We start from the raw sequence: 22,597 nt of genomic DNA, 5'->3' as shown, positions 1-22,597 counted from the left end.
AGTATCGGTTCCGGGAACTCTGCTCATGATCCGCATTCATGCTTGGTTGTGCGCTGCTTTCATCTCCGTGGGTCTGCTTGCCTCGCCGCTCGCGTTCGCGCAGCGTCGCGCATCGCAAACGCCCAACCCGTTTCCGCCGGCCACCATGGCCGAGCTCAACGACATCCGCAACGCGGCGCTGGCCAGCGACTACGCCTGGCGCGAGCTTGCGCACCTGACCAACAGCATTGGCCCGCGGCTGAGCGGATCGCCGCAGGCGGCGGCGGCGGTGGAGTACGTGGCCGGCGAGTTGCGCCAACTCGGCCTTGATGTCCGGCTCCAGCGCGTGATGGTGCCGCACTGGGTGCGCGGAGCCGAGAGCGCGTCGCTGGTGGAGTACCCCGGCCAGGTTCCGGGGACGTCGCAGAAAGTGGTGCTCACCGCGCTGGGCGGGAGCGTTTCGACGCCTGCCGATGGCCTGACTGCCGACGTCGTAGTGGTCAACAACTTCGACGAACTGGATGCGCTCGGCGCGCAGCAGGTGGCAGGCAAGATCGTCCTGTTCAATGAGAAGTACGACAAGCGCATGGCCGAGCAGGGACTGTCGTTCCCGGCGTACAGCCAGGCGGTGAGATATCGCGGCGAGGGCGCGAGCGCCGCTGCGAAGCTGGGAGCAGTGGCGGCGCTGGTGCGTTCGGTGGGCAGCGCCGACTTCCGCCTGCCGCACACCGGCGCGCTCAACTATCAGAAGGACGTGGCGAAAATTCCCGCCGCAGCGGTCACCGCCGAAGACGCGGAGATGATCGCTGCGCTCGCAGCCGATGGCCGCGTTCGCATGCATCTACTGCTCACACCGCAAACATTGCCCGATGAGCCCAGCTACAACGTGATCGCCGACCTGAAGGGCACGGAGCACCCGGAGCAGGTGGTGATCGTCTCCGGCCACCTGGATTCGTGGGATTTGGGCACCGGCGCAATGGATGACGGCGTCGGCGTGGCGGTGGCGATGGAAGCGGCGCACATCCTGACGCAGCTTCATTTGCGGCCAAAGCGCACGCTGCGCGTAATTGCCTGGATCAACGAAGAAAACGGCGGCGCCGGCGGGCGTGGCTACGCCAAGGAGTATCTGGCGGAGATGGGTTCGCTCTTCGCCGCCATCGAGAGCGACAGCGGCGCCGGACATCCGGCGGGGTTCAACGCGCGCGTGCGTACCGAAGACCTGCCGGACCTGGCCTGGATCGCCAAGGCGCTGGAACCCATCGGCGCCACGATTGCGCGCGTCAGCGACGATACCGGCGCCGACATTTCACGCCTCGCGGCCGCCGGCGTGCCGACCTTCAGCCCCATCCAGGACGGCCGCGCCTATTTCCACTACCACCACACGCCCGCCGACACGTTAGACAAAGTTGTGCCGCGCGAGCTGGCGGAAAACGCCGCCGTCATGGCGGTCCTGGGATACGCGCTGGCGAACTTCCCTCGCGATCTGCCGCATCTGCCGCCGGTGATCGTTCCGCAGAACTGACCGGGCTCAGCGAGCCGCCCGCCGAGCCTTCTCCGCCGGCGGATTCGAGCGGCGTGCGTGCTCGCCGGCAAGGAGCTTGCGCTTGCGCTCGAGTCCCCAGCGGTAGCCGCCGAGACCGCCATCGCTGCGGACGGCGCGATGGCAGGGCACGACCAGGGCGACAGGATTTGCGCCGCACGCCGATCCCACGGCCCGAACCGCGCCGGGGCTCCCGATCGAGCGGGCGATATCGGCGTAGGTGCGAGTTTCGCCGGCGGGAATCTGCCGCAACGCGTTCCACACCTTCCACTGAAACGCGGTCCCGCGCAGATCAAGCGGCAGCTCGGCGGCGGGGGCTTCACCATCCAGCGTCACCAGCACCTGCTGTACCCAGGCTCTCAGCCGGCGATTGCCGGCGTCGAGCGTGGCGGCGGGAAATTCTTCTTTCAGCCCGCCGGCAAGTTCCGCTTCGGAGTCGCCGAGGCGGACCGCGCAGACGCCGCGCGCCGTTGCCGCCACAAGCAGTTTTCCCAGCGCGCAGTCGGCGATGGCGAAGCTGATCTGCTCGCCGCGTCCGCCGGCGCGATAGGTGGCGGGCGTCATGCCGAAGTGGCTGCTGGCGCGCTCATAGACGCGGCTGCTGGAGCCGTAGCCGGCGTCGTAGACGGCGCTGGTCACGTCGCTCCCGTTGCGCAGCCGGCGCTTGAGCAGCGCCACGCGGCGCGCGTCGGCGAAAGCGCGGGGAGTAATTCCAAGCAACCGCATGAACGCCCGCTGCGCCTGGGCGGAGCTGAGGCGCGCGGCGCGGGCGGCGTCGGCCAGGCGGAAGGGCGAGTCAATGTGCGCGTCAATGTAGTCGCAGACGCGGCGCAACTGCGCCTCAGCCTGAGGTTCGGCGGCCGCCGGATGGCAGCGCAGGCACGGCCGGTACCCGGCGCCGGCGGCCGAGGGCGCGTCGTTATAGAAGCTGACCTGCTCGCGACGCGGACGCCGCGAGGGGCACGACGGCCGGCAGAACACTCCGGTGGAGTGCACCGCGTACACGAAGCGGCGGTCGAAGTTGTGGTCGCGCTCCATCACGGCGCGCCACAGGCTGTCGGCGGGGAAGGCGATGGTGTTGGCTGTGCTCATGGTCTCGGTTCTCCTTTTCGCTGCCATCACACTAGCCTCGCCTGAAAAAGCCTGCTATCCGAATTGTGGCGTCAAAGCGGGGAAATGGAAAGTGGCGGCAAAGCCCATTCAAGCCAAAAGACGGCTTGAGTGGGGCTCCCTCGGGTCAGTTTCTTGACATTGCCGCTCCTACAACTTACAAACGCACACCTTCCCGCGCATGACGTGGACGCAAATCTACGACCCGCTGGGCCACTGGTGGCTCTCGACACTCGTCGCGGCGCTGCCCATCCTGGTGCTGCTGGGATTGCTCGCCGGATTTCGCGTGAGCCCGCATCGCTGCGCGCTGGCAGGCGCGGTGACGGCAATTGTCGCCGCGGTCCTTGCGTTCCACATGCCGGCCACGCTGGCGGTGGTGAGCTTCGCCTACGGGGTCGCCTTCGGACTTTTGAAAATCGCCTGGATCGTGGTGGCGGCGGTTTTTCTGTACGACATCTCGGTCGAGACCGGACAGTTCGAGATCATGAAGCAGTCGGTGGCCGCCATCACCGGCGATCGCCGGCTGCAACTGCTGCTGGTGGCGTTCTGCTTCGGTGCCTTCATCGAGGGCGCCGCGGGATTCGGCGCGCCGGTGGCAATTGCCGGAGCGTTCATGATCGGGCTCGGGTTCAAGCCGTTCCACGCAGCCGCGCTGAACCTGATCGCGAACACCGCGCCGGTGGCATTCGGCGCCATCGGCACGCCGGTGCACACGCTGGCGGTGGTGAGCGCGCTGCCCGAACCGCAGTTGAACGCCATGATCGGACGCATCCTGCCGCTCACGGCGCTGCTGATTCCGCTCTGGCTGGTGCGCTCCATGGTGAGCTGGCGCGAGACCTGGGAAGTGATGCCGGCCATCGTGGTCGTCGGCGCGTCGTTCGCGGCCACGCAGTTCTTCTGGTCGAACTACATGGACGGCAACCTGGTGGACATCACTTCGGGCGTGGTGTCGCTGGTGGCCACGCTGATCTTCCTGCGCTTCTGGCAGCCAATGCGGATTTGCCGGTTTGCCGACGAGCCGCCTGAAGCTGCCGCGGCAACGCAATGCCACACAGCGGCGCGGATTGCGCGCGCCTGGATGCCGTTCGCCATCCTCTCCGTCGTCGTCCTGCTGTGGGGGCTGCCGAACATCAAGACGGCGCTGAACAAGGCCACTACGCCGGCATTCGCGCGCGGCGGCTGGGACGTGCCGCTGCTGCACGATGCGGTGCTGCGTGCCCAGCCCGTGGTCGCCCGGCCCGCGCCCGAGCACGCCAAGTACGACTTCAACTGGCTGTCGGCGACGGGCACGAGCTGCTTCCTTTCGGCGATCCTCTCCGGCGTGCTGCTGGGCCTGGGGCCGAAGGCGATGGCGCGCATCTTCTGGCGGACGCTGGTGCGCATGCGCTTCGCCGTGCTGGCCATCTCATTTATGCTCGGCCTCGGTTTCGTCACCCGATACTCCGGCATGGACGCCGTCCTCGGCCTCGCGTTCACGCGCACCGGATGGCTGTTTCCGTTCTTCGGGACATATCTGGGCTGGCTGGGCGTGGCGCTGACCGGCAGCGACACCTCGTCGAACGCTTTGTTCGGCGGATTGCAGAGAATCACCGCCGAGCAACTTCGCCTGAGCCCCGTCCTGATGTGCGCCGCCAACAGCGCCGGCGGCGTGATGGGCAAGATGGTGGACGCGCAGTCCATCGTGGTCGCCACGGCAGCGACCAACCAGGTGGGCAACGAAGGCCTGATCTTCCGCTTCGTCGTCTGGCACTCGATCGCGCTGGCCGCGATCGTGGGCGCCATCGTGATGGCATACGCCTACTGGCTGCCGGGGCTGGTGCCAAAATAAGGGCGATCGCTCACATTCCCGGAACCGCGGCGGCCAGGTTCGCGTTACTAACCTCAGTGCGGCACATCCGTCTATTGGTGTGCGACACGCCCGCAGTTCGGGTGAACGCAACCTGGGTCCGAGGGAAAAAGTCCGAGGGGGACAAATGAAAAAAGTCTGGTTGCTGCTTCTGCTCGCCGTCATCGTCGCGCTGCCGCTGGGCAGCGCCTTCGCCCGCTCCTGCCGCTCCGCCGAGTACCGCGCGCGCATACGCGCCGAACGGCAATATCGCCGTGAACTCCGCCGCGAACGCTTCCGCTCCTGGGGCCGCTACGGCCTGTTCGGACGGCGCTACGGCCAGCGCTATTCTTATCGTTACGGTCCCCGGCGCGGTTATTACGGCCCGACGATGTAGCCAAGCAGGAAGCGTCCTCCACAGCTCCAGGACACGGACAATAGTCCCGGCACATTCGCGCGGCCGGCATGAAACACAGCTTCACAAGACTGGCGGCTCAGGCGGAGAGTTGTCACCCGAGCGCTGGTAAGTTAGGCTGGAAGCAGTGCCCGTCCCGCCGGAGAGGTGGCCGAGTGGCTTAAGGCGGCGGTTTGCTAATCGGCAGGCCCTCAGCGGCTCCACGTCTTATCAAAGCGTTAGCGCGGCTCGAATCCCCTCCATAACGTCGAATCAGCCACACTCGGCTAACATCATGCAGTGGAATATGCAGTGAATTTGGACACTGCTACCCGTGTGCTGCAAGCAAGTGTCCGAATTTGATTCGAACGGCGGTCGCTGATTGCTGCCCGTCGAAGCTGTACCGCAATGTGTAGGTGCCATCTTCCACAGCCGTGCCGGGAGCGAGTCTGATCTCTGCGAATACCGTCGCGCTCAGCTCGCCTGAAATCTGTTCGATCTTCGTAATGCTCATTCCTCTTCAGCTTTCTCCGCTCTTTTTTTTTTAGCCATTACCTCGTTCGCACAATTGCGGCTGGAACTCCGATTTCCCGCTCCACCACGCCCCGAATCACGAGGTCTGCATCGTGCAAGAAGTCGCGGCGTTCCGCCGCAGTTAGCTTCGGCAGGAGTGTACCGGCTGAGCCGCTCTTGCCTTTTGATACCACATGCCTGACTTCAAGGCGATTGTTTGCGATGTCGTATAGCCAATGTAGCGACTGGCGTAACTCGCTCCGCACATCTGCCGATAGCGCGCCTTCACGTTGCGTATCGGTTTTTCCCGGCGCGTCTGCTCGCCGCAAGATCAACCGTTTCGCAAACAACGGTTCGCCTGCCACGTAAGCCCATACCCTGTCGAGGTTGGTTGCCAAATCCAATGCCTCATGGTGGATGCGTTGTGCCTCCTCCTTCGTGGATGGTTGGGCTTCCATCCTCAGCCGGTACGGGTGTGTGTCTCCTTCAATGTACGATTCCTTCAGCAGTAATGACCCAAATTGCTCGGTATGAGGAGTCGTTCCGGGCGGAGCAATAAACGGAGGGGGAGCGCATTCATAAACGAGGGATTCGGGCATTCATCGCTCCTGTAACGACCACCACCATGTAGCACGTAAAAGATGCGCGTGTCGGGCCGCCATCAATCAGAGATTAGCGGCGATACACAATGGCATCGTTGAGCGCATCCACGATGCCCGTAATGAAGTCTGAATCCGTGCTCTTGATTGCGCGCACTTCGCCTGACGCGCTGCTAAGCGCAACTGCACAATTGGTCTTCAACAGGAGAAGCCAGAGAATACCGAATACCAAGAGCGTAACCCCGAACCAACGTCCTTCTGGGAACATGAGGACGAGGAATCCGATTATCGTGATTAGGATCGGCGCTCCTCTCTTGGGCGGAATCCGTTCGAACCGTACACTCGTCACGCTCGCCATTGCGTATGTCTGCCCCGGAACGATGAAACGAGTGCTGGTTACGGTTACCCCGTTCCCCTGGTAGAACGTCTTCTCCGCCTCACGGGCAGGAGCGGGAGCGGCTCCAATTCCAGCCTGCATAGCGACAGCGTTCTGCGGTTTGCCGCACTTTCGACAGAACTGCGAATCGTCAGGCAAGTCTGTTCCACACTTATTGCAGAACATAACTGCTCGGCCTCTGAAGTGAAATAGTCTTCGCGGAGCCTACTTGAGGCCATTGATAGTGTCAACGGAATGACGACCACGTTTGGGCGCGCTCAAGGGTATTTACTCTTGGGTAGCGAGTGCTCCGGTGTTAGGCTTTCGCGTTTGGAGAGCACATGGCGCGGCGGTTTATCGTCACCTTCCTTTGCGCGCTGCTGATCGCCCTGCCTCTTTTTGGACGGGGACGCGGCGGTCGCTCCCGTTCCTCTTCTCGCGGTTATTCAAGCCGTAGTTACCGCGCGCATTCCAGCCGGTCGTACTCCAGCCGCAGCTATAGCAGTCGCTCCAGCACGAGGAAGCCTGTACACGTAGGAACGTATACGCGGCGCAACGGAACGGTTGTCCACTCTCACACGCGCAGCCTTCCGGGTACTACTCCAAGGCGATCCAGCACGCCGCGTACACATTACGCCGCGCCCCGAACGCGCAGCGTAGCACCTTCCAGGATCGGGCCGGTAGGGGCAACGTCAACGCATCGGCGTAGCACCTCACTTTCTAGCCATGATTCGCGCGGACGCGAAAAGCGAAGCGAAGCGGCGAAGGACGCTTTCAAACATTTACATCCATGCCCCTCGACCGGCAGGAGTTCCGGGCCTTGTCCCGGTTACGTCATTGATCACAGGATTGCGTTGGCGTGTGGCGGGGCGGACTCGCCGTTCAACATGCAATGGCAAACGACAGCGGACGCGAAGGCGAAAGACGAGTGGGAACGGAAGGGATGCCGATAGCACTTTGTTTTCGTTGGATGTTGTCACCCGACGTGATCGAGATGCCTCTTCAATCCGCTCCCGCAAGGACACTGGGCATTGGGCCGCACCTTGGCTCGCAAATGCTCACTGCCTCCAAAGGTAAATGTTAGGAAGAAGCCTTTACCTGGTGACTGTAATAATCAACCAGGCGTATCCAACGCAGAAACAGAAAAGGCCCGAGAAACCCAAAGCTTGATTCTTGGTGTACTTGAGTCGGGTGTAGGATTGAGAATCTGGATGATGCCTATATGCTTCGTAATCAAAGATCACAAAGACCATGAACAAGATTCCGTAGATGATGCTGAAAGCGAGTAGAAACAGCGGGGAGGCAAAGAACCAAGGCAACTGACCACCTGTGCGGAAAGCGGATGATCCTATAAGAAGCACAATCGATCCAGCCGCCAGACCAATGATCACCTCAGCGACACGCAGATACACGGGGAGCAGTTTTTCGAATCTGCCGTTCTCACCTGGAGCGTCAAACGCGAACGCGGTAAACTGAGCCGTTCTTGAGCACACGACCAGCCACACAATGATGAATATTCCAACGCCAGAGGCGATCCCGCTGAAACCGATGAACAAGTGAGGCATGAAGGGGAGAGTAGCACCGGCTATCTGGCGAACACAAGGCGAAAGTACTAGGATGCCTGAATGGACGAAGGGCCGGAATCGGGTTGCTGGCAAAGATCGCCGAAGACCTGTTCGACTCAAAGAGCTCGCCGCGTACCGAATCGCTGATCGCGGCGGCTGTCCAGTGGTAGGAGCGCGTTATGTGCAAAATCGATGCGGTGTTGCCATCTTCAGTTCAAACGAAAGCGGCAGCATTGAAGAACAGCAATGGCTAGAGTTTCCGACCGTCTTCGTAACCGTGCTGAACAGATTCTCTGCGACGTTGTCTCGGGAGCGATCCTTCTAGCTCTGTCCCGCTTCGTTGAAAACGCCCACGCATCGGGTACTTCGCCTGCCATTGCTCGCACCGTCGCCTTGGGCGTTTTCTGCCTATTGTTGTTAATGGCCGTCTATGTGCTCATAGCGCGACGGGACTCGATTATCGCTCCTGGCGAGCGCATAGCTCGATTTGGCGCAAGGAGCAAGATTTGGACGTTTGGAATTGCAATCGCGGCAGGCGTCGCCGCAGGATCGACGTTCTTACCGACGCACGAGCAGGATATTCGTCAATCGCTCATTCAGAACAGGGCGACAATCGACCGGCTCGCAGAACGAGTAAAAGAGATGACACTTCCCAAGGAGGATACCAGTCTCGCTCATGTTGGGATCGCTGCTCAAGTCACTGCAACCGTTCAACACCCCGTGATCGGGCCAACCCCGGAGGAAGCGAAGCGACGACAAATTATTCTCTCTCAACTGAGAAACGAATACATCAGGACACATGATGCGAGCCTAGGAATGTCAACCGGCGCTGAGCCGCTTCCTAAGGATTGGGTTAACCACCGGCTCGGACAGATGGGTGAACACTGGCGACTCGGCGACCAAAGTTCGCTCACTTCTTCAGAAGGACAATCGCCCAAACCGCGGGCTGTGCGACAGGCCGCACTACCTACCATTGCTCAAAGTGGGAGGAATAACATCGCCCAGATCGGCGACAACAACTCCGCAACAATTAACGAGGCTCCGCCGGATCGCACGCTAAATGAATCGAACCTCCCCGCTTTTGCAGCGGCCATCGCACCTTTTCCGGGCGCATTGAAGATTTTCCCGGCTGGTATCAGCGAGGATGCTGAGGAACTCATTGATCAATTATTTCGTGTAGCGAAGGCTGCGCAGTGGCCGCGCACGGCTGCCAACATGCGCATCCGTCCAGTACACGGGATTCTCTGCTATTCAGATCAGTGGAATAGTGAAACTGGCAAGACCTTCAAGGCTGCGGCGGAAGCCGCGGGACTGAGATGCACGTATATCGACGAGGCGTTCTCGCTCGGCAATGGGATCGAAATCGGTGTTAACCCAGACAAGGTGTCAATCACAATTCTTGTTGGCCGCAAACAGTGACGACTCGCCGAGTCCCCATTTAGCCGATCATGTCCTGCACAAGCTCGGCAAAGCGCGCGTCATCCGTGTAATCGCACGAATTGATACTCGCCGTCGCCGCGATCCCGGTTGTTCCCTGAACAACGTAATTGAACGAAGCGAAGTGATCACGAGGCTGATTCCTACCTTTCAACTCCGTAGCAGCCGAAATCTCTGAGCCGTTCCACTCGATTACGTAACCGTGGTCAATCCAGGCGATCTTTTTCCCGTCAGCCTGCGTGATGCTGTAAACCACCGTCAATCTCGTCTGGTCATTTGGGAATAGTGTCTTTGTCATGTGTGTTCCTTTACTGCTGCCCGCCGAGCGAATCCCTGGAGGCATTGAAGATCGCCCGCGCGCCTTGTGACACAGCAGCCGGAGCAGCCTTCGCGCCCGCCTGAAGCGTCTTCGCGGCCAGTGCCGCCGCTTTCGGATCAGTCAGAATCTTGCCGAGCACGGCTGATGCTCCCCAACCCGCGCCCGCTGTTGCTGGCCCGCCAACTGCGATCTTGGCGAGTTTGAAAGCCTTCGCAACCTGATTGGCTTTCTGAACCTCTCCGCCGCTCCGCAGTATCGCCGCGATGTCCTGGAGGTTCTGAACGTGCTGCGGAGTCAGGCCCGCGTCTTTGAGCAGGCCGGTATCCCGCAAGTACAGAACGGTGTCTGCGAATTGCTTGCCCTTGATGTATCGCGGGTCAGACGTACCGCGCTGGATCAGATCGTTCGGCGTGGATTCCATGACGCCCTTCGATGTGATCGTGTCATGGATTTTGTCCAAAGCTGATGCCTGTCGCCATGCCTTCCGCGCGTTCGTGTAAGCGTCCGGATCGGAGAACTGATCTTTGTTGGCGTCGAAGATTTTCTCTTGTGCTCGCTGTGCCTTCGTTGCGGCTTCGTAATCGCCTTTGTTGAAAGCGGATCGCTCGGCTCGCTGAAGATCAGAGAATGTCATTTCCTGATCTTTGGTGAGTTCGTCCAGCTTTTCGTAAATCGGCTTCGCTTGCGCTCGCATCTGATCCGCCGCTTCTCCGAAGTCGGCAGCCTTGGAAGCAGCCGACAGTCCGTTGCGTGCGGTCTTCAATTCCTGAGCGCGAGCGAGAATCTTGCTCTGCTCGCCTGTGGGCAGATCGGCGAATGACTTGCCGTTACCGAGTTCCTTGACGGCCTGCCTGAAATCGCCTGTGTCGCTGCCGATCTTCTGCGCAGCCGTATTCTTTACGTCTGTTGCGACATTGCCGACTGCTCTGCGTGCGGCGGGCTGTGTCTGTTCGACATCGAACCGTTGCAACGGGGCTTCGCGTGAGACGCTCTCAGCCGCGCTCGCCAGTTTCGATTCCTGGGATGCGCGGACGGGGATCGCTTCGCCCGCAATCTTCTTGATTGTGGGAGCAAGTGCCTTCGCGCCTTCTGCCGCTAACTCAAATGCCGCACCGGTTCCACCCGCAACGGCTCCGGTCGCAGCAGCCTCGCCCGGTGATTCGCCGTGAGCGAGTCCCTGCGTCCCGCCAACAGTACCGGTGCGTAAAACGTTCATTCCGATTTCAACGGCCTTTGCGAGGCGTGGAGACTTCTCAAGGAACTTGGCGATCTGCGCTGTCTTCAACAGCCTTTCGCCATAGCTCAAGCCCTTGAGGGCTTCGTCACCTGCAATGAACTCGGCGAGTCCTTCCAGGCCGTAGCCGATCTTCCCCGCAGTTGTGCTGAGCGCAGCGGCCCGCGCGGGAGCAGTGCGCTGTTCAACAACCGCGTAGGGATCGGTACCGGGAGCGAGCTTGGGCAGGCCCGCAACGTCGCCGATCTTTTCAGCGACATAGGACACGCCTGGAATCTTGCTGCCGAGCTTGCCCGCGTTGATCAACGTCTCACCGGCTGCCGCACCAAAGCCCTGTGCCACGTCTTCAGTGAAGGAATGCGGCTGAGCGTTTGGTGCGGTGGGAGGCGGAGCCGGTGAAATCGTCTTTGCGCCTAGATCGGAAAAATCCAAGCTGCCCGTTGCTGGTGCAACAGACACCTGTTTCGCGCCTAGATCGTCAAAGTTCAAAGGTGAATTGGTGCTCATGGATGTCCTTTACTGCTGAACCACGCGCAAGCCGGGATCGCGCTGCCGAGCCGCTGGGAGGTTCGCTTGCGGAATATCGTGAAGCCCGCCCTGCGAGTCCTGGAAGCGCACAAAGCCTTGCTGAAGGGCCGGAGCAGCCGAATTGGGTTGCCCAAACTGCTTACGCAGATATCGGTTGTCGCCGATCAGTTCCGTTTTGCGGTTTGCCAGCAGCGTGCGCAGCGTATCGCTTACGCCCGTGATCTGATCTTTGTTAAAGCCTTTGTCGAAGAGTTCAGCAGCCTGTTTCAGCTTCGCGTCTGACGTGCCTGAACCGCTGCCTCCCCCTTGGAGAATCTTCGCAATCTGATCGGCCACTTCCGTAACAGCAGCGTGATAGGAAGCCATCTGCGGATCGCCGGTTTGCAGCCGTGCCCATGCAGCCGCGTCGTTCAGCGCGGGGAAGCTCGTCCGGTTGATTTTGTTTGACAGCGAAACCAACGCGCCCAAGTTACCGGAGCGATTGTCTGCACCTGTTAGGGAGTTCAGGTATCGCAGTGTGTTTTGCGTGCTCGGGTTCGAGGCGAAACGGTAATCGCTCTGTGCCTGTGCCAGATCGAATGCTTTGCCGTACCTCTGGAGCGAATACGCATTCGCGGCTTCGATGACTTGGTTGTACTGCTGACTACGTTTGGAAAGCTGAGAAGGATCAATCGTGCCCTCGACAAGCTGAACAGGAACACTGCTCATGTTCCAACTGCCGTCTTCGTTCTTCGGAGCCGTAGCCGTCGCCTCAGCGCGTGCTTTCGCTTCCGCGCCAGCGGTCGCAGCCCGAACCGGGATGAGCTTCTTTTCTTTATCAAGCTCGTTCGCTGTACGGATTGGCCCGAGCTTCGTCTCTTTTTCAATATCAACGTCCGCGCGTGCCTGTGCTTCAGCGCGGGTCTTCTCGGCAGCTTCGCGGGCTTCGCGTGCGCTCTTGAATTTCTCCAGGTTGTCAGCCCCAAACAGGTTGATGATCTGGGCCGCATACGGCGCGGTCTTCGGGTCTTGCCGCATCGCGTCAATCTGACGATCCGGCTGTGTGCTCGCACCCGCTGCTCGTTGGAAGGACTGCACTGCTGTAAGCAAGCGCGGATCGGATTGCAGAGCCGCCTTCAGATCAACCGGAGACATTACCGGCTTGCCGCCCTTGTCTTTTCCGAACGACGCCGCGAAGGAGTTCAACTCGCTTTGCAGTGCGTTCAGCATCACAACTTGATGCTGCGCTCTTCCGGCTGTTGCCGCTGACACCTGAGAACCGGCTCCCAATCCTGTGAGAATGGACTGCTGGTATCCCGGCAGATTCCATGCGACCGCATCTTTTACCCACTGTGCGGGCTGACCGTCCGCATTGGTGAGTGATGCCTTCGCGTTCTTATCAACGAGCGCATACGTGTTATCCCACTGCGGGACGCCGTTGCTCTTGATCTGCTGCCCGTCAGGGCCAAGGCGCGGCACCGTGCCATCAGGGATGCGAAGGAAGTCAGCGAGCGGCCATTTCTGTACATCTTTTGCTTCGTCTTCGGAAAGGCCAGTCGCTTTGATTACATTCGGCGAGTTGTCCTTGAAGTCCTGAAGCTGATCCGCGTAGGCGCTCACCATCGAATCGTGATCTTCGCGCTGCAACCGTCCAACCTGAACGGCGTTGTTCAGCATTCGCAAGTTCGCTTCAGCAACGGCGGCCCTGCGAACGAAATCCTTATTCGCCTGTTCGTCTTGCTCTTGCTGTTGCTGCTGGCGCTCGGCCTTGATCTTCTGTCCCTGTTGCAGCCCGAGCAGGCCAGCTTGCCCCGTAGCGTTCGGCCCGCGTGCGCTCAGGCCAGCCAAGCCGCCGCTGATCGCCTCCAGCGCGATTGCCATGCCGATCTCGCCGCGCGAAAGGGGAATGCGATCATGCCGCGTCTCTCCGGTGCTCGGATTGATGACCGTCTGAAAGCGCGGCCCACCTGCTAGTGATTCTGCAAGCGTGCGAATGAAGGTACCCTTCTGCTGCGCTCGCTGCACGGCAGGATCAGGCGCGTTTGCATCTTGAGCTTGTGCCGGTACGCCTGGATTGCGGACGATCTTCGGCTGCTGTGCCACTTGAACAGGAGCCTGATTAGGGCCGGGATTCTGTAGCGTTACCGGCTGTGCGGCAGTCTGCTGCGGCGCGGGCGTACTCGGTACGTCCGCTTGCGATTGTGCGTTCAGATCATCATCTGGGTTGGCGTAGAGCATGATTCCTCAAAGAAAGACGGCGAGCCTGGATTCGGGGCAGAACCCGCTGGCGCGGCTCGCCGTCATAGGTTGCGCCAGAAATGAAAGACAAATGCGTCTCGGCCCTAATGTTCCGCAGCAACAGCGGCGGGCGCGAGCCGAGACGCGGTTGGGAGTGCGCCCTCTAGTACACCTTTACATCCATGTGCCGCCGCTGCTTGGAGCAGGAGCAGGGCCGGACGGTTTAGATTTTCCAAATCCGCCTGTAACAGCCGCGCCCGCGATACCGCCGAGTGCGCCAGTCACCGCGCCTACCCAAGAATTATTCGCTTGGGTGATTTGGTTCGCTGTGTCGGCTGCGGCTGAACCGGCGCTTGTCGCCGCGTTTGTAAACCCAATGGCCGGATTGAAGACACTCGGCGCACCGGCTAGGCCGGTCGCAGCGCGGAAATAGTTGTCGCGCCCGGTGTCGTAATCGGCCTGCACGATCCGGAGTTTTTGGTTCGCTTCGTTCTCCGCCGCTGAACTGGCGAGTTCCTGCCGCAACTGTTCGTCAGCGCCGCTCGGGATGAACGCATTGCCACCGCCGCGCGCTGCCAGTCCCTCGTTGAGGGCCTTGGAGGCGTGCTCGTAAATCTTGCTTGTGCCTTCAGTGGCCTGCGTATTGAGCGAACCTCGCTCTTCGTCCGAGAAGCCGCGTTGATTCGGGCCAGCGGCCACAATAGGCCTAAACGTATCCCGCAGATCGGCAAACACGGCGGAAGAGTCGCCGAATACTTGCTTCATCTGATCAGTCGCCAAGTCATAAAACTGCGACTGCCTTTGATACATGCTCTTCTGCTCACCGGATGCGCCGCACATTATCTTTTCTCCAGTGCGGTCAGGCGAGCGTGTAGCTCATTCAAATGACGCCAATGATCTGCGGCAACGAACTGAGCTTCCGCACGTAATTGACGGTGCTCGGCGTTGATTCGGGCGACTTCGCACGCCACAACAGCGGAATAGCCGGTCAGGCAGCGCCGGAGTGCCCACACAACGACGCGCTCCGCTCTGTACTGCAATTTGTTGATGAATTTCTGAACCATAGATTTCCTAAAGTCTTGCGGAGCGTGACATGGTGATCCCGCTGCCCGCGCTCCGCGTTGTTGCCAGACGGCAGCGGAATCCCTCAGCGCAACTATCGTGCTGATCGCTCTTCAATCTCGCGTTCTAACGCAGCGATCTGTCGCTGTCCTTCTTCGATGGCGGCTCTCAGCCGCTCGATTTCGTTCAGATCGTTTGCGTCTTCCTCAACAGATGAGCGGTACTGCTCGATAAATCGGGCCATCTGTTGATCGTGTGTCGTTGCGGTCATGGCAGCCTGTTGCCCAGCAAGCTTGCACGTAGCGTTTCTGTTGGCCCGTTCTCGCCGTACAGGCCAAAAGCTTTGCGGTAGGTAAGCGAATCCATTCTCTGAACCTCGCGCCGCGAGAACTCGCGCTCCAGTCCGGTAGCTGGATCAACTCCCTTGAAAACCTCTGGCGTCGGCTCTGCGACCGGCTGCGGCTTTGGCGGTTCCTGAATCGGCTCCGGCTCGGGACGCTCTTCTAGCAAGCCGTATTCGCGCAGTCGCAGAAACGCCGCTTGGTAAGTCGCTGCATCCGCGATAACGCAATCCTGCCGCAGCAAGTAGTCAATCAGTGCTTCCCGGTTCTCGGGGCAGTCGAAAAAGCTAGGCTCGCTCGCAATGAAAGCGCGCATCTCTGAGCCGTTAAATTTCCTCGCCTCTTCATAATCCATTCCCCGGCCAGCAACCGATGCGGGCAGTTGAAAGTCAGAGTCTTTGCCGCTCTGGATCATTTCGCGCGTGAGCTTGCCGAGTTCAGTTGCCGACTGCTGTAACGCAGTCTCAGCCTCGCGCACCGGGCGCTCTCGCTCGATTCGGGCCGCCTCTTCTTGCGCCGCGATTTCTGCGCGATGTTTTCGCAACGAAATTCGGTCTCGTTCTAACAACTCATCCTCCCTACCACGGAACGCGGCCCGGTACTGTCAGCCGGTTCGGATCAAGCTCTGGGCGCTTCGGCTCTGTGCTTACCGGTTCAGGCCGCGCTCGGTCGCAGGCGATCCCGCGAAGACAGCGAGCGGCTCCCGTCTGCAAGTGTCGATGTGAAACTGTCATCTGCGCTTGGCATCCTGGATTCGTGCATTCGACTGAGTACGCAAGCTCGGGCGAACGGCGGACAATGCGCAGCACGCGCAGGCCACAGATCACCTGTCCGGTTAGGTCTTCATGTCCAACGAACAATGCTCCTCCTGAAAATCTGTGGCGCGATCCCAACATCCCTGTTCTTTCGCTTTTCCGGTCGATATGCGCATTTCCCTGACACACTCCAGGAGTTGCCTCGCGTCGGTCACTGCTGCGCCTTCCGCGCTGAAGAACTGATCAGCCAACGTGCGACACTTCCCGTTATCAGAAAAAACAAACTCGAAACCACGCTCAAGCGCGAGCGTTCCGAGGTGTGCATCACTTCCCAAGCAGTACCGCAAGAAGGCACTCAGCCCGACGTGGCGCGTTCTGAACTCGGTCATGCAGCCTCGTACCATTCACGCTGCGTTGTCGTTTCGTCATCCCAAACAGCGGGGAACAGCCGTCGCGCGAGCGCCTGATCCTTCTTCGCGGCAAAGCGCGAGAGGTTCTCTAAGCTAACGCCCTTCGCGGGCAGCGTCTCACCGCGCGTACAGCCGCAGGAAAGGCGCGCTAGGCCATCCGCCACGCTAGTTACCCGTTTCACGCCATGCCCGTCCGGGCAGAGCAGCTTGGCGCGGCTTCGTTTCAGGCTCAGTTCTGTAAAACAGTTTGTAGTAGCTTCCACGATCCTCCGTTCTGAATTTGGCTCCTAGTGGTTAAGAGCACCAGAACGTCATTTGCCGGAGCTTTTTTTACGCGACATTCCTCAGTCTGTTCCCAAATGCCTGCTGTCGTCTTCCGCTTGGGGATCAATGTGCAGACTGCCCCAAGCGTCCGCACCGCAGCGTTCAACATCAACGTCAGGGTGCCGGTCACGGTGACGCAGGGACGAGGTTCTCCAGCCGAGAGCGAGGGATCGCCCTTGCGCGTAGAGGCGCGTTGTGAGCTTTGCCCTGCCGGGTTTGATCCAAGCGTCAAGCCCTTCGAACACCTTGAACCAAGCTGCTTCCTCGATTTCGCGTTCTGTATCGCCGCTCAGTTTGCCCGTGCCTTTCAGTCCTAAATCGCTGGCACGCTTCAGCACGGAGCGAATGCCGTTGCGGACTCCTCGCTCGTTTTGGGGAGTTCGCAAGGCGTAGAAGGCGGAAAGCCGTTCAGCAGCGGGCCGCAGAATGTCACTGGCCCACGCGATGAACTCTTCATCCGTGCTGCCGGTGAATCGTGGAAGGTGAGCGGCAAGATTCTGGATCAGCCGCTCTGCGTCCTGAATGAACAGGCTGCCGGATTCAAGGCAGGAGTCTAAGAGCCTGCCGTAATTCTGTTGATAGAACTGCTCGTTTGTTCGTTGCCGATCCTGTGTGTTCGCATCGCTTTCGATTTCGGCTATCGTTTGCGACTTCGCGCGATCTTCACTCTGCATTCGCTCCTGTTTGAGAGTTGTGCTGCTACTTCCACGGCGGCAGCGTGGAGTCGCCTTCAAGCTCGGCTCTCCAGGTGCCGTCAGCGATCCAAGCGGCCCGCGCATCTTCGGTATCAAAATGCCGTCCGCTCGATTGCATAAGCAGCCAAGAAAAGCGCCGCTCGTCATCATCGGTATTGAACGTGGTGCTGAAGAGGCTCAGAAAACGTTCGTCAGGAAGTTCGCCGAACTGCTGTTGCCAGATAAGCTCAATTAGTCCGCGTTGCATTTTGTTCCCCTTTCGATTCGTGGCGGGCTACGCCGCACACGTACTGGTAAACCAACTCGGGATCAGGAATGACAGAGCCGGTTCGATTGGGCGCAAATTTCTTGCTCGCTCTCACGATGCCTTTCTCAATTGCCGAATCCGGATAGCTGCACCACCTGCTCACCCAAACCGCTTGCGGCTTGGGGATGTCGGGCAGAATCAATTGCCACAGCCGAATTATGTTCTCGATCCGCTGAATCAAGCTCATTGGTTCATCGCTCCTTCCTGCTGCCGCTTCCGCCGCATGTGTTCCGCGATGCCGTCGAAATGCTGAACAAAGCCCGCCGCTTTTTCCACGGTCATGGTGACAGGGCCAAATTCCGCGTGCGCGTACTCTGCGACCGACTGCACAAGCTCGGGCGGGTGCCCTTTGTCTAGTAGCGCCTTGACGCCCGCGTTCCATGACGCGCGTGTTTCGGGATGCGCAAGCCCCAGCGTGTTTGCAATCGCGGTTGCGAGCCGCTCGGCTTCGCGCTGCGTATCGCGTTCTCCCTGTCCGCTATCCCGGACAGGTTGCGCCGTTAGCTTTGGCGCTGCCGCTTTCGCGCTGGCCTCCGGTCTTCGGCGTTTAGAGAATCGTTCGACAAAGCCCTCCAGTCCGCCCGAGCGGACAGGCGCTTGGTAGTCAGGTTTTCTATCAGGTGGGTTTCTATCAGATAGGGTTTCTATCAGATTATGTCCGCCCGAGCGGACAGGCTGGTCTGCCGAGCGGACTGGATAGTCTGCCGAGCGGACAGGTGAATCGTTATCCAGTCCGTCCGAGCGGACAGGTTGATCGCATTGATCAGGGTGTTCAGCAGCCCACTCCGCGTGACTGAGAACCTGGTATTGTCGCGGCGAGAACATGCCATCGCTGCGCCGCGCAGAGTCCTTCAGCAGTTTGAACCAACCTGACTGTGAGAGGGAGTCAGCTAATTCGTAGGCTGTGGTCTTCTGCATTCCCTTGAAACGGGACGCGATCCCACGCCCATTGAAGTAGAGGATGCCGGTTTCGTGCGAGAGTGAACGGCAAACGTCCCAGAAGCCGTACTCCTTCGCGGTCATGTGGTAATGAGCGAAGCATTTTGTGGTGGGCGGAGTGCTCTTCATCTAAATCCTTTCCTGCGACCGATGAAACCGGGCCGCAAATGTGTGCTGCGCCCGCACGATAACGAGCGGACGATCTAAAAATGTTTTATGGGAGGGGCATTGTGTCGAAGCGGCTGTGATTCACAGCGTCGGCACAGACAACAGAAGCGGGAGAGCCTCTTTCCAACCACAAGGCGGCGTCACAACCCTGCCGCAGCAACTTCAACGAAGGCCACTATTCTACTACAGAACCTCAAGTTTGTCCAGAGACGATCATTGACATAACTTCCCAGACCCGATAGGTTGCCACACCCCAAGAATGAAAGAGCCGCTCGAACCCGACTGGCAACTGCTCTGCGTCACCGCTCAGAAGGCGAGCCTTGACTCCGGCGTCCGTGGCTTCACGGTCGCATACTGTCTGGCCTGCAACCTTGGCAGCCCAGGAAGACGCAAACCTGCTGGCAGAGGCGCTTCAGATGTGGCTCGCCGGAAAGCCATTGGATGAAGTCCGTATGTGGTACGTCCGCGCGTTTCGCGCGCTCTCCGTTCAGCGAGGCGAGGCGTTCGTTGAGAGCATAGATAAATTCATCACGTACTACGGCAGCTAGAACCAAACAGGGAATTTGCCAGATTGGCACAGATGTATGTAACCTGCTGATTCTGCTGCTTCAGCTTGGAGGACACACTGGCCTCCAAGCGGGTGCTTTGTTTTCAACTATTTGACAGATGTAGTTTGGACAACCTGTCACATTCCGTATTCACTTCTCTCGGCACCCACTCGAACGTGAACCGCGCGCCACGGCGACGGGGCCTCGGCGCAGATCATCTTGGCGTTCTGGTAGTAGGTCGTTGAATAATTCACAAAGATTGTCAGTTAATAGCTGAGTGGCAACAGTCGCCGCTCTGTCGAATGTATCAACTAGTTGCTTGTAACTACTTCTAGCTCTCTCATACCATCGACATCTCCCCCAGAAAAGAGAGGCGCATCATCATGGCAAGTCAGACAGCACAGCTACCGTTCGCATATCGCGTTGAAGCGATGCACGAAGAAATCATTAACACCCTGCTTCCGAAATACGGCTTCAAGGATCATGTGTTTCAAGCGATGGACGCGCTCTGCAAGTCTTGGTACGAGAACTCCGCCGCTGTCGTTGACCTTGCCGACGAGCCGGAAGAAAACGCCGTGCAGCTTGCTACGTTCCGGCGTATCGAGCAGCACGCCGAGGAATCTGATGTACCGGTTGCGACGTTGCTTTGCGGGGCCGTAAACGACTGGCTAGATCGGCGACCGGATTCAGACGCACCACACGTCTAACGGCTCTTGCGGCGGATCGGCCAGCGGGCGGCGCTCGTATCGATCCGCCTCGCGGTTGTATTCCAGGCGGGAATCCGTGCGTGGGCGCACGCGGCGGACAAGCTCGTCCGGTGAATACCGATCTGTGAAATGCCACGGCGCAAGCTGCGCCTTGACTACGGCTGCTGCCGCTATGCGCTCAGGCATCGGGGCGGACTCGTTGACGATTACAGCGTATAGCCGCTGGAGTCGCCTCTGGCGCACGATTGCTGCTTTCGCCTGCTCGCGGTTCCTCACCAAGAACGGGAACTGCCGCCCAATCTCGCTGTCCGGTGTAATGATGCACGCCTCAATCGCCGGATCATCGTCCGAAACGTCTCCGGGGTCATGGGCCGTTGCTATGTTCTGTTCCTTGCTCTCCAGACTGGAGAGTTCTGCCTTTAACTCGTCAATGGATTTGCTCACTGTGTCCCTCCTGCTGTGCCTCTGCTGCCCGGATCGCCCGACGCAGGTACGCGCGGCGGTTCGCACGCTTGCGCCGTTCCTTCTTGCGTAGCACCCGTTCCACGATCTGCTGCTTCGCCTGCCGTAGCTGGCACACCTGTTTGACCGTCAGCCAACGCTCGTCAAGCTCGGCGAGCAAGACGCCCTTGCAGGCTGCGATCAGCTTCAGCGCCTCCAGCTTCTCAATCCGCGTGCTGCGCGTATCGAGTACGATCTTCCAGGCTTCGTCGGCGATCCGCCGTAGCTCTCTCTGCATGAGTTCCTCTACGTGTATAGAGCGCCCGAGCGTTCGCACTGGCAAGAATAATTTCAGTACGCGATCTAGTCCCTGAAATGACCCGATACAGTACCTTCAAGTGGCCCTTCACCTATAAACGGTTTCTAGGGAAGTGACCCCCTTTCGTGTCGGCTCAGTGTCGGGTCGTTAGGCCGCGCCAAGCCCGCTGACTGGCGATAGGGTACCGGGCGTCCCCGGCCATCCCCTTGAGAAGCATGCTTTTAGAGACTCCTTTCTTCTAGGCAGAAGCCCCAGGATCATGCAGTGATCGTGCAGTGACCCTTCGCAGGGCCGCTATAATCGCGGGCTTCAAGACAGGTGGCGGTTAGGTCAACCATGCCCCAAATAGCGCGTTGTAAGCCCCTGATCCGCTACTGCCTTGCGCCTGAATCGCACCCGATCCGCCGATCCGTGGTCACAACCGAAAGGATCACGCGCGGGCGGGGGCTAAGCCTGGATAGAGTAGGACAGCACAGCGTAACGTTTACGCTAACTCTTCCATGTGTTCGCGGATATGTTCCTCACGGCGCTCGCTTGCCATCTGGTTTGCGATTTCCTTAGTGGTATCGAGTGCTCTACGTTCCGCCCTGCGTTCGCGGAGAAGTTCCGCTTTGCGCTCTCGGGCCAATTGCTTTGCGATCCCTGTCCTGTGTATCATTTCAATGCCTCCAGTCCTTTACTCAAACAAGTCTTCGTGAATCGCGTGCAGCCCTGCTTCATGGATGGCAGCATCTACCTGCTGAGCCGTCGCCTCACTGCCCGCCATCTCAGTTAGCTGCTCTTTGACAGCAGCGCGAACCCTTGCGATTTGTTCGTCCGTCAGCATCTCTCCTCCTCACAGTTTTGTTTTTCTCTGGCCCGCGTGAATCATTGCCTCGCCCGTCCTGCTCCGTCAAGCAGAACTTGCTGCAAACTCTTTTATGGAATACCAAGGTAATCAGCCCCGATTACTGCTTCTTGTGAGACGGCAGCTTGCCGGTGCGCTCGTACTGCTCAAGCTCGTCGATCCACTGCTCCAGGCTGCTGCGACGGAATCGGATGTTCCCGTTGATGCGCATCATCGGGATCGGGATCGGCATACGCTGCTGTCCGCGCGTGCGCGTCATCTCCCAGACCTGACGCTTGGTCATGTGCAGGAAGGCCGCAGCCTCTTCAACGGTGAGGATGTCGGATTGTGGAGCGGGGAAGGGGAGCTTTGCTACTGGTAGCGACTGCGTTGTGCTCAAGTGCTTCTTGCCACTTCGGAGCCGTGGATTTCGGCCTACGCGGCGAGCGCCGCACCACCTGGATCAGCCTCAAGCGTCCAACGAAACATCTGCGTTGATTCGCCCCGCTGAAGCAGCCTGCTCTCGGCAGGAATGACTTCAGATCGGGTGCAATACTAGCATAGCGGGCTTACTTCTTCAATAAGAAAGTAGGCAGATAGAGTACACAATAGAGTAGTATTGTGTACTCATTTCCACCCAGGAGGAACTGACAGTATGGATCGTACTGCGATGATCAACGAGATTGACGCGGAGATTGAGCGGCTGCAAAGAGCGCGTGCTGTTTTGGCAGGCTCAGGTGTAGGGAACGGGCGACGGAAGCGCCGCACGATGTCGGCTGCTGCCCGAGCAAAGATCGCTGCGGCTCAGCGCGCGAGATGGGCCAAGCAGAAGAAGGCCGCAAGAGCGACAGCGTAGAGGTGACGAACGATGTCACAACCGACGCCACAACCGACGCCGCCACAGCAGACTGCTAAAGGGCAGCCCACGGCGGAAGACATTGTGGCCGCCATCAAAGCGTCCGGCTATCTCATAGAGCAAGAGGTTGCCACAATATTGGAAAAGCTCGGCTTTCACGTTCAAACGAACCGCGCCTATCAGGACGTGGAAGAATCGAAGTCACGGGAAATCGATGTTTGGGCGATTGGCAGTGTTTGAACCGAGGATATTCTTTCGTGATC

28 protein-coding genes are annotated in these 22,597 nt (G+C 59.5%); 8 read left to right on the top strand and 20 right to left on the bottom strand.

Translation table 11 applies throughout. The features are described from left to right. The first annotated feature begins 25 nt into the window (after nucleotides 1-25). Nucleotides 26-1,501 (top strand): M20/M25/M40 family metallo-hydrolase, encoded by a 1,476-nt coding sequence (locus tag VFA60_01210; GenBank protein ID HZQ90392.1) that lies wholly within the window; start codon nucleotides 26-28, stop codon nucleotides 1,499-1,501. Between the two features lie 6 nt (nucleotides 1,502-1,507). Here the strand turns inward: VFA60_01210 and ada are convergent, their stop codons facing one another. Next, nucleotides 1,508-2,611 (bottom strand): bifunctional DNA-binding transcriptional regulator/O6-methylguanine-DNA methyltransferase Ada, encoded by a 1,104-nt coding sequence (gene ada / locus VFA60_01205; protein HZQ90391.1) that lies wholly within the window; start codon nucleotides 2,609-2,611, stop codon nucleotides 1,508-1,510. 199 nt (nucleotides 2,612-2,810) lie between these two features. Here ada and VFA60_01200 point away from each other — a divergent pair, with 199 nt between their 5' ends. Together VFA60_01200 and VFA60_01195 are read left to right on the top strand one after the other, a co-directional pair. Continuing rightward, nucleotides 2,811-4,457 carry a lactate permease LctP family transporter gene (locus tag VFA60_01200; protein ID HZQ90390.1) on the top strand — a complete coding sequence of 549 codons (1,647 nt, stop codon included), beginning with the start codon at nucleotides 2,811-2,813 and terminating at the stop codon, nucleotides 4,455-4,457. Nucleotides 4,458-4,602: 145 nt separating this feature from the next. Next, nucleotides 4,603-4,851, top strand: a complete 249-nt coding sequence (locus VFA60_01195; GenBank protein ID HZQ90389.1) for a hypothetical protein — start codon at nucleotides 4,603-4,605, stop codon at nucleotides 4,849-4,851. A gap of 325 nt (nucleotides 4,852-5,176) precedes the next feature. Here VFA60_01195 and VFA60_01190 read toward each other — a convergent pair whose 3' ends face one another. From VFA60_01190 to VFA60_01175, 4 genes are all read right to left on the bottom strand, one after another. Further along, complete coding sequence (locus tag VFA60_01190) at nucleotides 5,177-5,362, bottom strand: hypothetical protein (protein ID HZQ90388.1); 186 nt, start codon at nucleotides 5,360-5,362, stop codon at nucleotides 5,177-5,179. 37 nt (nucleotides 5,363-5,399) lie between these two features. Beyond that, nucleotides 5,400-5,960, bottom strand: a complete 561-nt coding sequence (locus VFA60_01185; protein ID HZQ90387.1) for a hypothetical protein — start codon at nucleotides 5,958-5,960, stop codon at nucleotides 5,400-5,402. A 73-nt stretch (nucleotides 5,961-6,033) separates the two neighbouring features. Continuing rightward, a complete protein-coding gene (locus VFA60_01180; protein HZQ90386.1) occupies nucleotides 6,034-6,438 on the bottom strand; it encodes a DUF6232 family protein in 405 nt (134 codons plus the stop codon). 992 nt (nucleotides 6,439-7,430) lie between these two features. Beyond that, nucleotides 7,431-7,901: a hypothetical protein gene (locus tag VFA60_01175; GenBank protein HZQ90385.1), complete on the bottom strand. Its 471-nt coding sequence runs from the start codon at nucleotides 7,899-7,901 to the stop codon at nucleotides 7,431-7,433. Between the two features lie 246 nt (nucleotides 7,902-8,147). Between VFA60_01175 and VFA60_01170 the strand changes: the two genes are divergently transcribed. Continuing rightward, complete coding sequence (locus VFA60_01170; protein ID HZQ90384.1) at nucleotides 8,148-9,320, top strand: curlin repeat-containing protein; 1,173 nt, start codon at nucleotides 8,148-8,150, stop codon at nucleotides 9,318-9,320. Nucleotides 9,321-9,339: 19 nt separating this feature from the next. Here VFA60_01170 and VFA60_01165 read toward each other — a convergent pair whose 3' ends face one another. From VFA60_01165 to VFA60_01135, 7 genes are all read right to left on the bottom strand, one after another. Further along, entirely contained in the window at nucleotides 9,340-9,636 is a 297-nt protein-coding gene (locus VFA60_01165; protein ID HZQ90383.1) for a hypothetical protein, read from the bottom strand. Nucleotides 9,637-9,646: 10 nt separating this feature from the next. After that, a complete protein-coding gene (locus tag VFA60_01160) occupies nucleotides 9,647-11,398 on the bottom strand; it encodes a hypothetical protein (GenBank protein HZQ90382.1) in 1,752 nt (583 codons plus the stop codon). A 9-nt stretch (nucleotides 11,399-11,407) separates the two neighbouring features. After that, nucleotides 11,408-13,636: a hypothetical protein gene (locus VFA60_01155; GenBank protein HZQ90381.1), complete on the bottom strand. Its 2,229-nt coding sequence runs from the start codon at nucleotides 13,634-13,636 to the stop codon at nucleotides 11,408-11,410. Between the two features lie 174 nt (nucleotides 13,637-13,810). Continuing rightward, nucleotides 13,811-14,476 carry a hypothetical protein gene (locus tag VFA60_01150; GenBank protein HZQ90380.1) on the bottom strand — a complete coding sequence of 222 codons (666 nt, stop codon included), beginning with the start codon at nucleotides 14,474-14,476 and terminating at the stop codon, nucleotides 13,811-13,813. Next, nucleotides 14,476-14,700 carry a hypothetical protein gene (locus VFA60_01145; GenBank protein ID HZQ90379.1) on the bottom strand — a complete coding sequence of 75 codons (225 nt, stop codon included), beginning with the start codon at nucleotides 14,698-14,700 and terminating at the stop codon, nucleotides 14,476-14,478. Before VFA60_01145 ends, VFA60_01150 begins: the two co-directional genes overlap by 1 nt. 92 nt (nucleotides 14,701-14,792) lie before the next feature. Further along, on the bottom strand, nucleotides 14,793-14,969 hold the full coding sequence (locus tag VFA60_01140) for a hypothetical protein (GenBank protein HZQ90378.1): 177 nt from the start codon (nucleotides 14,967-14,969) through the stop codon (nucleotides 14,793-14,795). Then, nucleotides 14,966-15,607 (bottom strand): hypothetical protein, encoded by a 642-nt coding sequence (locus VFA60_01135; protein ID HZQ90377.1) that lies wholly within the window; start codon nucleotides 15,605-15,607, stop codon nucleotides 14,966-14,968. Before VFA60_01135 ends, VFA60_01140 begins: the two co-directional genes overlap by 4 nt. Before the next feature lie 291 nt (nucleotides 15,608-15,898). On the opposite strand from VFA60_01135, the gene VFA60_01130 reads away from it, so the two are divergent. Continuing rightward, a complete protein-coding gene (locus tag VFA60_01130) occupies nucleotides 15,899-16,261 on the top strand; it encodes a hypothetical protein (protein ID HZQ90376.1) in 363 nt (120 codons plus the stop codon). 287 nt (nucleotides 16,262-16,548) lie between these two features. Here the strand turns inward: VFA60_01130 and VFA60_01125 are convergent, their stop codons facing one another. From VFA60_01125 to VFA60_01110, 4 genes are read right to left on the bottom strand one after another with little or no spacing between them, the layout of a single operon-like run. Next, entirely contained in the window at nucleotides 16,549-17,202 is a 654-nt protein-coding gene (locus tag VFA60_01125) for a hypothetical protein (GenBank protein HZQ90375.1), read from the bottom strand. Nucleotides 17,203-17,227: 25 nt separating this feature from the next. Further along, a complete protein-coding gene (locus tag VFA60_01120; GenBank protein ID HZQ90374.1) occupies nucleotides 17,228-17,470 on the bottom strand; it encodes a hypothetical protein in 243 nt (80 codons plus the stop codon). Then, a complete protein-coding gene (locus VFA60_01115) occupies nucleotides 17,451-17,717 on the bottom strand; it encodes a hypothetical protein (GenBank protein HZQ90373.1) in 267 nt (88 codons plus the stop codon). The genes VFA60_01120 and VFA60_01115 overlap by 20 nt, the downstream gene beginning before the upstream one ends. Next, the gene (locus VFA60_01110) at nucleotides 17,714-18,598 is read right to left on the bottom strand and encodes a hypothetical protein (GenBank protein ID HZQ90372.1); all 885 of its coding nucleotides are present in this window, start codon (nucleotides 18,596-18,598) and stop codon (nucleotides 17,714-17,716) included. Before VFA60_01110 ends, VFA60_01115 begins: the two co-directional genes overlap by 4 nt. Nucleotides 18,599-19,008: 410 nt before the next feature. Between VFA60_01110 and VFA60_01105 the strand changes: the two genes are divergently transcribed. Both VFA60_01105 and VFA60_01100 read left to right on the top strand, forming a co-directional pair. After that, the gene (locus VFA60_01105; protein HZQ90371.1) at nucleotides 19,009-19,185 is read left to right on the top strand and encodes a hypothetical protein; all 177 of its coding nucleotides are present in this window, start codon (nucleotides 19,009-19,011) and stop codon (nucleotides 19,183-19,185) included. Between the two features lie 383 nt (nucleotides 19,186-19,568). After that, nucleotides 19,569-19,892: a hypothetical protein gene (locus VFA60_01100; protein ID HZQ90370.1), complete on the top strand. Its 324-nt coding sequence runs from the start codon at nucleotides 19,569-19,571 to the stop codon at nucleotides 19,890-19,892. Here VFA60_01100 and VFA60_01095 read toward each other — a convergent pair. From VFA60_01095 to VFA60_01080, 4 genes are all read right to left on the bottom strand, one after another. Next, complete coding sequence (locus tag VFA60_01095; protein HZQ90369.1) at nucleotides 19,872-20,336, bottom strand: hypothetical protein; 465 nt, start codon at nucleotides 20,334-20,336, stop codon at nucleotides 19,872-19,874. The two genes, VFA60_01100 and VFA60_01095, sit on opposite strands and share 21 nt — an antisense overlap. Then, nucleotides 20,320-20,631: a hypothetical protein gene (locus VFA60_01090; protein ID HZQ90368.1), complete on the bottom strand. Its 312-nt coding sequence runs from the start codon at nucleotides 20,629-20,631 to the stop codon at nucleotides 20,320-20,322. Before VFA60_01090 ends, VFA60_01095 begins: the two co-directional genes overlap by 17 nt. Nucleotides 20,632-21,328: 697 nt before the next feature. Continuing rightward, complete coding sequence (locus VFA60_01085; protein ID HZQ90367.1) at nucleotides 21,329-21,478, bottom strand: hypothetical protein; 150 nt, start codon at nucleotides 21,476-21,478, stop codon at nucleotides 21,329-21,331. 121 nt (nucleotides 21,479-21,599) lie between these two features. Beyond that, nucleotides 21,600-21,878, bottom strand: a complete 279-nt coding sequence (locus VFA60_01080) for a helix-turn-helix domain-containing protein (protein ID HZQ90366.1) — start codon at nucleotides 21,876-21,878, stop codon at nucleotides 21,600-21,602. A gap of 468 nt (nucleotides 21,879-22,346) precedes the next feature. On the opposite strand from VFA60_01080, the gene VFA60_01075 reads away from it, so the two are divergent. Beyond that, the gene (locus VFA60_01075) at nucleotides 22,347-22,574 is read left to right on the top strand and encodes a hypothetical protein (protein ID HZQ90365.1); all 228 of its coding nucleotides are present in this window, start codon (nucleotides 22,347-22,349) and stop codon (nucleotides 22,572-22,574) included. Nucleotides 22,575-22,597 lie beyond the last annotated feature (23 nt).

The sequence above is a fragment of the Terriglobales bacterium genome, assembly GCA_035651995.1.
Lineage (GTDB): Bacteria > Acidobacteriota > Terriglobia > Terriglobales > Acidobacteriaceae > DASRER01.
This window is presented reverse-complemented; position numbering and strand designations above follow the sequence as displayed.